An 11,306-nucleotide genomic window follows, 5' to 3' on the forward strand; every position below is an offset into this window, starting at 1 on the left:
TCAGGGCCGGAAGTCGGCCAGCGTGCGGTCCGGCCGGTAGCCCACCGCCCGGGCCCGGCCCAGCTCCAGCACCATGCCGTCGGTGAGCTGGTCGACGGCGTAACGGGTCAGCGTCGGCGACACCGCCGCCAGCGCCCGCGCGGCGCCCGCCGGGACGTGCCGCACCGGCACCCCGAGCGCCCGCCCGAAGACCTCGTCGCGGCTGTACGGCCGCGCGTCGGCGATGTTGTAGACGCCCGCCGGCCACTCCAGCGCGGCCAGGCAGGCCGCCGCGAGGTTCTCCACCGCGGTGAGGCTCATCGCCACGTCCGGGCCCGGCAGCCACGCCCGGCCCGCGTGGACCACCCGCCGCAGCCGGGGCAGCAGGTGCCGGTCGCCGGCGCCGTAGACCGCCCGCGGTCGCAACGCCACCGCGCCGGCCGCCAGCGCGAGCCGTTCCCCGGCCGCCTTGGTGCGCCCGTAAGCGCCCCGCTGCCCGTCGGCCGGATGGTCCTCGCGCACCGGCGCCCGGTACGGGCCCGGGCGGTAGACGCTGGCGCTGCTCACCCACACCACCGGCCGGCCGGCCGCCGCCCGCACCAACCGGGCCGTCCCGTCGACGTTCACCTCCCGGAACGCCGCCTCGGCCCGGCGCCCGGGACGGGGATCGCCGACGGCGGCGGCCAGGTGCACCACGGCGTCGGCCCCGGCCAGGTCGGGCAGCTCCCGGGCGGCATCCCAGGCGCGGTGCCGGCCCACCGGCCCGGGACGGCGACCGAGGCAGAGCACGTCGTGCCCGTGGTCGGCGGCCAGCCGGGCGACGGCCGCACCGCAGAACCCGGAGGCGCCGGTGACGGCTAGCCGCATGTCGCCCGTACCGTCAGCGCACGCCAGCCCGGCAGGGCGGCCCGCCGATCGGCCCTTGCCCGCACCACCACCGGGCGCAGCGGCGCCAGCGCCCGCAGCAGATCGGTGAGCTGGGCGCGGGCCAGCCCGGCGCCGGGGCAGGCGTGCGGGCCGATGCCGAAGACCAGCTGCGCGACGCCGGCCGGGGCGGGCGCGGCCGGATCCGGGTCGTGGCGGTGGGCTCCGGCGGCGTGCCGGGCGATGAGCAGCAGCCGGTCGCCGGCCCGGACCGGGCAGCCGCCGGCGGGAGTGGGCAGGTGTCCGGCGGCGGCGGCGACGCGGGGCAGCAGCGGGGTCGGGGCCGTGACGCGCAGCAGCTCGGCGGGGAGGGCGGGGCTGTGCGCGTACCCCCAGAGATCGGCGTCCGCGGTCCAGGCCGCGGCGCGCGGCAGGGCGGCGACCGTCGTGTTGACCGCGGCCACCGCCAGCATCACGGCCAGCCCGGCGTCGGCCCCGCCGGCCGGCGCGACCAGCGCCGACAGCCGGTCGGTGGCCGCCCGTGCACGGTGCGCCGCCCGGCGCCGGCCCGGACCGGGCAGATGCGAGCGGGCGGCGGCCGCGGCGGCCGCGCGGGCCGCCCCGGCCAGGGTCACGCCGTCCAGGCTCAGGCCGAGCAGGGCGGCCGTGGTCGCCCCGGCGAGCTCGGTCACCACCGGTACGAGGTCGACGCGGCCGCCGTCCGCCAGCGGCGCGAGCCCCCGCTCCAGCACCTCCGTCCAGACCGGGCGCAACCGGGCCACCCCGGCCGCGGACAGCGCGTCGCCGATGCCGCGCCGGGTGCGGCGGTGGTCGTCGCCGTACTGGTCGAAGAGCAGGTCGCCGCCGGTCAGCCGGCTCGCCGCGCCGCCGGTGGTGCCCTCGGCCGTGCGGTCCAGGGCCAGGCCGGTCAGCGCCGCCGCGTACGCCGAGGCGTCGTTGACCAGCAGCGTCCCGCCGAGCCGCAGCACCGGGCGGCGCCGTCCCGCCGCGAGCAGCGCGAACAGCAGGGGGTGGCTGCCCAGATAGACCCGCCGGTCCCGGGCGCGGGCCCTCATCGGACGTGCACCGAGGCGGGCCGGTAGCGCCTGTCCCAGTGCCACAGCAGTGTGCGGCGGGCGCCCCAGGCGCGCAGCCGGCGCAGGCTCGACTCGACCACCAGCTGCTCGGCGCGGACCACCCGGTCGCTGTGCCGGCGGGCCCTGTTCAGCATGGTCACGTCCTCGGCGCCGTCGCCCAGCGCCTCCCGCGGGGTGCCGCCGCAGCGCTCGTAGAGGGCCGCGGTGATGGCCAGGTTGTGCCCGTGCACCAGTACGAACGGGCACCGGTAGGCCGGGGAGCGGTGCTGCCACCGGCCCCACCGGGCGGCCAGCCGCACGACGGCGGGATAGAGCCGCCGCTCGGCCAGGCTGGGCCGCTCGTCGCGGCGCGGCACACTGCGCCCGCACACCAGGTCGGCCCCGTCGAGCAGCGCCCGCCCGGTGGCCACCCAGTCGCGGGCGGGCAGGCAGTCGGCGTCGGTCCGCAGCAGCCGGGTCGCGCCGCCGGCGATGGCATGCCGGAAGCCCGTGTCGGCGGCCGTGCCCGCACCCGGCTCCGGCTCGGCCAGGACCACCACGTCACCCGGGAACGCCGCGGCCAGCGCGGCCGTGCCGTCGGTGGAGCCGTTGTCCACCACGACCAGGGTGAACTCCGGATCGGTCTGGGCCGCCAGCGCCGCGAGCAGCCCCGGCAGCAGCGCGGCCTCGTCGTACGCCGGCACGATCACCGCGAGGTCCCTCATGCGCCGGCCGCCAGCCGTGCGGCGGCCGCCCGGTCCGGCTTGCGGGACCGCCCGGCCAGCGGCACCGTGGCGAGCAGGACCGCGTCCGGGCGGGCGGCGCCCATCCGGGCCAGCGGCTCGCGCAGCGCGGCGCGCACCTGCTCCGGGGCGGCGCCGGCCGCGGGCTGGACCACCGCGACCACCCGCTCGTCGCCGTCGCCCGCCGGCACGCCGACGATCACCGCCAGCTCCACGCCGGGGACGTGCAGGGCCGGCTCGTACAGGCCCGGGTAGATGTTCTCGGCGCCGCGCAGGATCATGTCCTTGCAGCGGCCGCCGAGCACGACCCGGCCGCCGTCCAGCCGGCCGATGTCCCCGGTCGCCACCCACGGCCGGGGCTGCTCGCCCAGATAGCGGTCCGCGGCGTTGGCCCCGGCGAGCAGCAGCTGGCCGTCCTCGTCGACGCGGGCGCGTACCCCCGGCAGCAGCTCGCCGACCAGGTCGCCCGGGCCGGCGAAGGCCGCCTTGGCGGCGCTCTCCACCGCGGCGGCCGGGAAGACCTCGGTGAGCGCGTAGACGCCCCAGGCCTGCTCCGCGCCCGCGCGCCGGGCCGCGGCCAGCAGGCCGGCGCTGACCGGCGCCGACCCGCTGTAGACCCGGCCGGTGCAGCGGATGCCGGCCGCCAGGGCCGCCCGCAGCTGCGGCGGCGTCAGGTAGGTGGCCTGCGGCGCCAGCCGCGCGGCCTGCCGGGCCAGCACCGCGGGCCGCCGCGCGGGCAGCGCCACCGGGGCGCCGCTCGCCAGCGACGGGACCAGCACGAAGAAGGTGCCGCCCAGCACGGCACGCCCTGGCAGCGGCCGCACCAGGTCGCGGACCGCGCGCATCCCGGCGGAGACGCTCGCCCGGGTGTGCACGACCGCGCGGGGCCGGCTGGTCGTGCCCGAGGTGAACACCACCACCGCGTCGCCGTCGCCGTCGAAGGCCGGCGGCGCCGCGCCGCCCGCCGGGGCGAGGCCGGGCGCGCTGCCGGGCAGCCGCCGGCCGACGGTCACCGTGGGCGCCAGCGCCGCCAGCTCGGGCAGGGCGAGCCGGGCCCGGCGGGCCAGGGGAGCGGCCCAGCCGGCGACCGCCTGCGCGGCCGCGTCGGCCAGCACCAGCCGCGGCTCGGCCAGCCGCAACCGGGACAGCAGCACGTCCGGCCCGGCGGTCGGGTCCAGCACCGCGACGCGCAGACCCAGGTGGTACGCCGCCAGCAGCACCGCCAGTGACCGGGGCCCCGGACGCACGGCGATGCCGACCGTGTCCCCGGCGGCCAGGCCGCGCGCGTGCAGCGCGGCCGCGTACCCGCCGGTCAGCCGGGACAGGTCGCCGCGGGTCGCCCGCACGACGGTCCGCCCGGTGCGCCGGGCGCCGAGCACCGCCGGACGGTCGTCGTCGTCGCGCAGGCCCGCGAGCAGCTCGCCCAGCATCAGCGGGGATCCGCCGTGAGGGCGCCGCTGCCGCGGTCGAGATACCACTTGGCGGTGCCGAGGATCCCGTACGCCGCCAGCCGGCGAGTGGAATTCTCCACCACCATCGCGCGGCTGTGCCGGATCGCTGTGGTGCTGCGGCGCACCCGGTTGAGGAAGGCGCGGTCGGTCGGGGACGGGCGCCGGGGCATCCCGCCGCAGGCCTCGTACAGCTCGGCGGTGATCGCCATGTTGTTGCCCGCGTGCATCCTGTACGGCGCGCGGTAGCCGTCGGCGCGGTGCGCCGGCCGCAGCCGTCCGAAGGTCGCCGCGAGCGCCACCAGCAGCCGGAAGAGCGCCCGGCCGGCCGGGCCGTGCTCGTCGCGGCGGGCGGTGATCCGCCCGCACATCAGCCCGGCGCCACCGGTCAGCCCGGCGCGGGCCGCCGCCAGCCAGCCCGGCCGGGGCAGGCAGTCGGCGTCCGTACGGGCCAGCAGGGTGGCCCCGGCCGCGATCGCGTGCCGGAAGCCGGTGTCGACCGCGCACCCGACACCCTTCTCCGGCTCGACCAGCACGTGCACCGGGAACGGCGCGGTGAACGCCCGCGCGATGGCCGCGGTGTCGTCGGTCGAGCCGTTGTCCACCACCAGCAGCTCGAAGTCGGTGTCGGTCTGCGCGGCCAGCGCCCGCAGCGTCTGGCCGATCCGCCCCGCCTCGTTGTACGCCGGCACGATCACCCACAGCGCGGTCACCTCCCGGCCCTCGCCGGCGCGGCCGTCGCGCGGTGGGGCCGGATTCCGCCCGGTACGGTCGGTCACGACACCTCCCAGATCATGGTCATCAGGCTGACCCCGCCGCCCAACCCCAGCAGCAGCACCTTGTCGCCGTCGCGCAGCCCCGGGCGCACCCGGGCCAGCTGGACGCCCAGCGTCGCGCTGGCCATGTTGCCCAGCTCGGGCACGGTCACCTCGAGCTTGTCCGCGGGCACCCCGGCCACCTCCACGAAGCGCTGCAGGTAGGGCAGGGTCACCTGGTGCACCAGCACCCGGGCGTAGTCGTCCCAGCCCAGGCCGGTGCGGTGGTGCACGCGTTCGACCAGGCCGAGCCCGATCTTCTCGAAGACGCCGCGCAGCTTGTGCCCGTCGCCGGTGAAGTAGGTGTGCTCGTCGCCGCGCGGGTTCCGCGACCCGCCGCCGAAGATGCCGCCGACCGGCCAGTGCTGCGAGTGCGTCTCGGCGTCCACGTCCAGGATGCCGCCGGTGGCCACCGGCTCGACCAGCACGGCCGCCCCGGCGTCGCCGAACGTGTAGCCGGCGAAGGACTGCCGGGCCTGGCGCATGCCGTCCAGCCGGGGCCGCATCGAGCGGGTGGGGGTCTCGCCGGTCACCACCAGCGCGCGGCGCGCCCGCCCGGCCAGGATCATCGAGCGGGCCAGGTCGATGCCGTTGAGGAAGCTGTTGCAGGCGTTGGTCACGTCCAGCGCGTGCGCCCGGCCGCCCAGGGCCGCCTGCACCACGTGGGCGGTCGCCGGCTCGGCCATGTCCCGGGTCGCCGAGGCGAACAGCAGCAGGTCGACGTCGAGCGCGTCCAGGCCGGCCTGCTCGAGGACTTGCCGGGCGGCGGCGACGGCCAGGTCGGAGGCGTACTCGCCGTCGGCCGCGACCCGGCGGGTGAGGATGCCGGTGGCCTGCGCGAACATGCCGTCCGGGAGCGGCAGGCCGCTGGCCACGGCGACGCTGCGCTGCAGCTCGGCCGTGCTCACCCGGCGTTGCGGCAGGCAGCCGGCCACGGCGGTGATACCCACGCGGGGAACGGTCGTAGTCATGGGCGCCAGCCTTCTGCAATGCCGGGGTCCGCGGCGTGAGTAGAACGGCTCATTCTTTCTGGGTCCGGAGGCCGGGCACAGCCCCGGACGGCGTGGGTGGCGCCACAGGCCGTCGCGCCGGGACTTCTCTAAGCTTCCCGGCATGGAACCCATCGTCGACACGGTCGTGCTGGTGTCGATCGCCGTGCTCGGCGCGGCGCTCGCCCGGCGGCTCGGCTTCGTCGCCCCCCTCGTCCTGCTGGTGGCGGGGCTCGGCCTGTCCTTCGTGCCGGGCCTGCCGGAGGTCGAGATCAAGCCCGACCTGGTGCTGATCGGCATCCTGCCCCCGCTGCTGTACGTGGCCGCGCTGCAGACCAACGTCGTCGCCTTCCGCCGCGCGCTGCGCCCGATCCTGCTGCTGGCGATCGGGCTGATCGTGGTGACCGCGTTCGCCGTCGGCTTCGTCGTGCACGCGCTGCTGCCCGGGGTGCCGCTCGCCGCGTGCATCGCGCTGGGCGCCGTCGTCGCCCCGCCCGACGCGGTGTCGGCCACCGCGATCGCGCGCCGGATCGGGCTGCCCCGCCGGGTGGTCGTCATCCTCGAGGGCGAGAGCCTGCTCAACGACGCCAGCGCGCTGGTGCTGCTGCGGATCTCGATCGGGGCGCTGATCGGCACGGCCGCCGGCTTCTGGGAGATCGCCGGGCAGGTGACGCTGAAGGCCGGCGGCGGGCTGCTGATCGGCGTGGCCTTCGCGGTCGGCGCGGCCTGGCTGCACAAGCGGATCATCGACCCGCTGCTGGACGACGCGGTCTCGCTGCTCACCCCGTTCGTCGTGGTGATCGTGGCCGAGCGGCTGCACACCTCCAGCATCGTGGCGGTGGTGGTGGCCGGGCTCTACCTGGGCCACCGCATCCCGTACCTGCTGTCGGCGACCTCGCGGCTGCAGATGGACGCCGTCTGGCGGCTCATCACGTTCCTGCTCGAGGGCGTGGTGTTCCTGCTGGTGGGCCTCCAGATCCGCGACCTGATCGGCCGGATCGAACGCGACCTGGCGACCACCGTCACGGTGACCGCGGCGGTGTTCGCGACCCTGGTGCTGGTCCGGTTCGCGTGGATGTACCCGGCCACGTACCTGGCCCGGCTGATCCCGCGGATCCGGGCCCGCGAGGAGCGGCCGCCGCCGAGCGTGCCCACGGTGATCGCCTGGGCCGGCATGCGCGGCGTGGTCACCCTGGCCGCCGCCCTGACCCTGCCGTTCAGCGATGAGGTCAAGAACGCCGACTACCCGCGCGAGCTGTTCGTCTTCGTCGCCTTCGCCACGATCGTCCTGACCCTGCTGATCCAGGGCACCACGCTGCCGATGCTGTCCCGGCGCCTCGGCGTCCGCGAGGACACCACCGCCGAGGACGCCCTGGCCGAGGCGGGCGTGCAGCACGCCGCCAGCCGTGCGGCGCTGGAACGGCTGGAGGCGGCGGCGGACGGCGCGCCCGCCTCGGTGGTGGACCGGCTGCGGGCGCTGACCGACAGCCGGGCCAACAACGCCTGGGAACGCCTGGGCAGTCAGCAGCAGGAGACCCCGTCGGCGGCGTACGGTCGGCTGCGTCGGGAGATGATTAGGGCGGAGCGCCAAGTCTTCAAGATCGCCCGCAACGAGGGGCGCATCTCCGAAGAGGTGCTCAACCGCGCCCAGCGCGACCTCGACCTCGAAGAGTCCCAGCTGAACCGGAGTGACGATTGACCTGCCAGCACCTCAAGGAAGCCGGGGAACCGACACCGCAGGCGCCGTACGAGGGCGGCTGCCCCGAGTGCGTGGCCGACGGCCACCACGACTGGGTGCACCTGCGCCTCTGCCTGGACTGCGGTTACGTGGCCTGCTGCGACTCGTCGCCGCGCCGGCACATGTCCGCCCACTACGCGACCGACGGCCACCCGGTGATGCGCTCGTACGAGCCGGGTGAGAACTGGAAGTGGTGCTTCGTCGACGACCTGCTCGGCGCCTGAGCCGTGCGGATCCTGATCGTCGGCGCGGGCGCCACCGGCGGATACTTCGGCGGCCGGCTGGCCGAGGCGGGCCGGGACGTCACGTTCCTGGTCCGCCCGGCCCGCGCGGCGGCGCTGGCCGGGCGCGGCCTGCGGATCCACTCCCCGGCCGGGGAGAGCGTCATCCCGGTCCGCACGGTGACCGCCGCGACGCTCGACGGCCCCTACGACCTCATCGTGCTGGCGGTGAAGAGCTACGGGCTGCCCGGCGCGATGGCCGATCTGCGCCCGGCGGTGGGGCCGGAGACCGTCATCGTGCCGCTGCTGAACGGCATGCGGCACATCGACGCGCTGACCGGGGCGTTCGGGGCCGCGCACGTCTACGGCGGGGTCTGCATGATCGCCGGTACGCTCACCGGCGAGGGCGACATCGTGCAGCTCACCGGCCTGCACCGGCTCGCGTTCGGCCCGCTGGACGGCGGCCCGGAGCCGCGCCTGGCGGCGGTGACCGACGCGCTGTCGGGAGCCGGGTTCGACGCCGAGGGCACGACCACGATCACCCGGCAGATGTGGGAGAAGTGGCTGTTCCTGGCCAGCCTGGGCGTGGTGACGACGCTGATGCGCAGCCCGGTCGGCGAGATCCTGGCGGCGCCCGGCGGGCCGGCGTTCACCGAACGGGTGGTGGCCGAGGCGACCGCCATCGTGACGGCGGCGGGTCACCCGCCGCGGGAGTCGGCGCTGGCGTTCCTGCGCGGCAGCATCACCCGGGCGCGCGACGTCCCGACCACCTCGTCGATGTACCGCGACATGCAGGCGGGCCTGCCGGTGGAGGCGGACGCGATCGTGGGTGACCTGGTCGCCCACGCCGACCGGCTGGGCGTGGACGCGCCGCTGTACGCCGCGGCCTACACGAACCTGTCGGTGTACGCCCGGGGCCGCGCCGGCTGATCACGAACCGTATGCTTCGCAGTCCTGATCGAAAGGACCGCCGTGTACGACCCACCGCAGCCGTCATGGAACGCCACGCCGCCACCGCCGCCGCCCGTGCCGGGTCACCCCGGCCCGACCGCGATCGCGGTGACCACCCGCTACTCCTGGCTGACCTTCCTGCTCGGGCTGTTCAAGCCGTACCTGGCGGTCAACGGGCAGCCGGTTCCGGCGCGCTGGGGCCGGACCGTGGTGCCGGTGCCGCCCGGCCAGCACCACGTGCACGTGCACGTGCCGTACCTGCTGCCGTCGCGGATCGGCACCGCCGACACGGTCGTGCCGGTCCACCCCGGCCAGGTGGTCGAGGTGGAGTACCGCGCACCGGCGATCGCCCTGCTCGACGGCGCGATCGGGCCGGCGCCGCAGAAGCACCGCGGCCTGCCCGCCGCGATCGCGCTCGTGGTCGTGCCGCTGGTCCTGCTGCTGTGCGTGTGCGGCACGTTCGGCGTGGCGGCGCTGTTCGGCTACACCGAGGCCGACGATCCGGTGGCGCGGCCCACCGCGGTCGCCCCCGCGCCGGTGCTGCCCGACCCGGCCGATCCGGCTCCGGAGCCCACCGGCGCCGTCCCGTCGGGCAAGCCCACGCTGCGGTCCCTCCCGGTCCGCAAGCTGGTCGGGCCCGCCTACGCCGCCGGGGAGAAGACCTACACGATGGGCTTCGGCGGGTGGCCGTTCGCCTTCCGGACGCCCGGCAGCTGGGGCTGTGTGGCCGGCCGCCTCGACCTGCCGGAGGCGAAGGCCTGGGTGTGCGTCGACGAGGGCAACCCGGGCAGCGGCCAGCGGCTGCAGATCATGCTGCGTCCCTGCCCGGCGCCGTGCGGCGCCACCGAGCGGGACAGGCTCAGCACGGAATGGTTCGACCCGGGCGCGAAGGCGCGGGCGTTCGACGAGAGCACCTGGTACGTCGAGACGCCGCGGGACGCCAAGGGCCGGTACACCCTCGACATGAGCCACTTCTTCACCGACCCCGGCGGCGCGGGGATGTGGCAGGTCGGGGTGGGGGCGTTCAGCCCGCCCGCGACCCGGACCGCGATCCAGAAGGTCTTCAACGACGTCCTGACCCAGACGGGCTGACGGGGCGGGCCCGTCTTGCTCCCGGACCGGGTATCCGTTGCAGCGGTGCGTGGATCCGGGTGAGCAGTCCCCGGCCGGGACGATCATCAGGTAACGGGGCGCGGGTCGCGCCGCCCACCCGCTCACCGTCGGTTGTAGAGGCGCATGGTCAAGGTGCCGAAGACGGCCACGAACACCCCGCTGGCGATCAGCGTCCACACGCCAGACCGGCAGGGTGCGGAAGCGGTCGAAGACACCCTTCTCGATGTCGGTGTTCAGGCCGACGCCGGTGTACATGGTGATCATCACGACGCTGGTCACCATGATGCCGGGCAGGAAGAGAGCTGCTCCGGGACGTGTTTGATCTTCAGGATCGCGCGCCAGTCGAAGGTCAGCGACGCCGACAGCGCGCTCGGCCGGGCCGGGCGATCGCCGCGGCTCACCACCGCGGCGAGCGTCTCGGCCGACGGGGTGTGGGCGGTGGCCGCCTCGGGCGCGGTGGTGGTGCTCATGCGGTGACCTCCTGGGGCGCTCGGCCGGGCGGTCGGTGAGGGCCAGGAACACCTCGTCCAGGCTGGGCCGGCCCAGGGCGAAGTCGTCGACCACGATGCCGGCCCCGGCCAGGGCGGCCAGCGCCCGGGACGCGTGCTCGGCGGCGCCCCGCTCGGAGCCCGCCGCGCGGGCGGTCAGGGCCACCGGGTCGGCCTCCAGCTCGACCGCCGTCTCCAGCGCCGAGCGAGGATCCGCTCGGCCGCGGGACGCTGGGCGGCGTCGCGGATGCGGACGTGGATCGTGCCCGCGACCACCGACGACTTGAGCTCGCCCGGGGTGCCCTCGGCGATGACCCGGCCGTGGTCGATCACCGCGATCCGGCCCGCGAGCCGGTCGGCCTCGTCGAGATACTGCGTGGTCAGCAGGACGGTGGTGCCGTTGGCGACCACCATCCGGATGATGTCCCAGACCTGGTTGCCGCTGCGCGGGTCGAGGCCGGAATACTTCTTCACCTGCCGGTCGGCCGCGTCGGTCAGGCCGAACGCCGCCAGCAGCCGCGCGGCCCGCTCCCGCGCGCCCCGCCGGGAGTGGCCGAGCAGGCGGGCCAGCAGCACCAGGTTTTCCCGGCCGGTCAGGTCCTCGTCGACCGGGGCGTACTGCCCGGTGAGGCTGACCCGGGCGCGGACGGCGTCGGCCTCCGACACGACGTCGTGGCCGAACACCCGGGCGCTGCCGCCGTCGGGGCGTAGCAGCGTGGCGAGCGTGCGCACCACCGTGGTCTTGCCAGCCCCGTTCGGGCCGAGCAGGCCGTAGACGGCGCCGGCCGGCACCGTCAGGTCGACGCCGTCCACCGCGCGGTTGGCGCCGAAGGTCTTGACCAGACCCACTGTCTCGATGGCCGGTGTGCTCATGCGGGGCA

Annotated in this window: 10 protein-coding genes and 2 pseudogenes; 4 read left to right on the forward strand and 8 right to left on the reverse strand. The window is 76.3% G+C overall.

Annotation, left to right across the window (positions count from 1 at the left end; translation table 11 throughout):
• From Ani05nite_RS08455 to Ani05nite_RS08480, 6 genes are read right to left on the reverse strand one after another with little or no spacing between them, the layout of a single operon-like run.
• Positions 1-846, reverse strand: coding sequence for an NAD-dependent epimerase/dehydratase family protein (locus tag Ani05nite_RS08455; protein ID WP_203766581.1), 846 nt, complete (start codon positions 844-846; stop codon positions 1-3).
• Positions 837-1,919 carry a cytochrome P450 family protein gene (locus Ani05nite_RS08460; protein WP_203766583.1) on the reverse strand — a complete coding sequence of 361 codons (1,083 nt, stop codon included), beginning with the start codon at positions 1,917-1,919 and terminating at the stop codon, positions 837-839. The genes Ani05nite_RS08455 and Ani05nite_RS08460 overlap by 10 nt, the downstream gene beginning before the upstream one ends.
• Complete coding sequence (locus Ani05nite_RS08465) at positions 1,916-2,644, reverse strand: glycosyltransferase (protein ID WP_203766584.1); 729 nt, start codon at positions 2,642-2,644, stop codon at positions 1,916-1,918. Before Ani05nite_RS08465 ends, Ani05nite_RS08460 begins: the two co-directional genes overlap by 4 nt.
• Positions 2,641-4,092, reverse strand: coding sequence for an AMP-binding protein (locus tag Ani05nite_RS08470; protein WP_203766585.1), 1,452 nt, complete (start codon positions 4,090-4,092; stop codon positions 2,641-2,643). The genes Ani05nite_RS08465 and Ani05nite_RS08470 overlap by 4 nt, the downstream gene beginning before the upstream one ends.
• Complete coding sequence (locus Ani05nite_RS08475; RefSeq protein ID WP_239129485.1) at positions 4,092-4,889, reverse strand: glycosyltransferase family 2 protein; 798 nt, start codon at positions 4,887-4,889, stop codon at positions 4,092-4,094. The genes Ani05nite_RS08470 and Ani05nite_RS08475 overlap by 1 nt, the downstream gene beginning before the upstream one ends.
• The gene (locus Ani05nite_RS08480; protein ID WP_239129486.1) at positions 4,886-5,875 is read right to left on the reverse strand and encodes a 3-oxoacyl-ACP synthase III family protein; all 990 of its coding nucleotides are present in this window, start codon (positions 5,873-5,875) and stop codon (positions 4,886-4,888) included. Before Ani05nite_RS08480 ends, Ani05nite_RS08475 begins: the two co-directional genes overlap by 4 nt.
• 163 nt (positions 5,876-6,038) lie before the next feature.
• On the opposite strand from Ani05nite_RS08480, the gene Ani05nite_RS08485 reads away from it, so the two are divergent.
• Genes Ani05nite_RS08485 through Ani05nite_RS08500 form a run of 4 tightly spaced genes read left to right on the forward strand, consistent with a single transcriptional unit; the run spans position 6,039 to position 9,916 of the window.
• Positions 6,039-7,613, forward strand: coding sequence for a Na+/H+ antiporter (locus Ani05nite_RS08485; RefSeq protein ID WP_203766587.1), 1,575 nt, complete (start codon positions 6,039-6,041; stop codon positions 7,611-7,613).
• Positions 7,610-7,876, forward strand: a complete 267-nt coding sequence (locus Ani05nite_RS08490) for a UBP-type zinc finger domain-containing protein (protein ID WP_203766588.1) — start codon at positions 7,610-7,612, stop codon at positions 7,874-7,876. Before Ani05nite_RS08485 ends, Ani05nite_RS08490 begins: the two co-directional genes overlap by 4 nt.
• 3 nt (positions 7,877-7,879) lie before the next feature.
• Positions 7,880-8,803: a ketopantoate reductase family protein gene (locus Ani05nite_RS08495; RefSeq protein WP_203766589.1), complete on the forward strand. Its 924-nt coding sequence runs from the start codon at positions 7,880-7,882 to the stop codon at positions 8,801-8,803.
• Between the two features lie 42 nt (positions 8,804-8,845).
• Positions 8,846-9,916, forward strand: coding sequence for a hypothetical protein (locus Ani05nite_RS08500; RefSeq protein ID WP_203766619.1), 1,071 nt, complete (start codon positions 8,846-8,848; stop codon positions 9,914-9,916).
• A 198-nt stretch (positions 9,917-10,114) separates the two neighbouring features.
• Here Ani05nite_RS08500 and Ani05nite_RS40875 read toward each other — a convergent pair.
• Both Ani05nite_RS40875 and Ani05nite_RS08510 read right to left on the reverse strand, forming a co-directional pair.
• A pseudogene (locus Ani05nite_RS40875) lies at positions 10,115-10,407 on the reverse strand (ABC transporter permease); the annotation flags it as partial.
• A 16-nt stretch (positions 10,408-10,423) separates the two neighbouring features.
• Positions 10,424-11,298: pseudogene (locus Ani05nite_RS08510) on the reverse strand (ATP-binding cassette domain-containing protein); the annotation flags it as partial.
• Positions 11,299-11,306 lie beyond the last annotated feature (8 nt).

The organism is Actinoplanes nipponensis (genome assembly GCF_016862275.1).
GTDB lineage: Bacteria > Actinomycetota > Actinomycetes > Mycobacteriales > Micromonosporaceae > Actinoplanes > Actinoplanes nipponensis.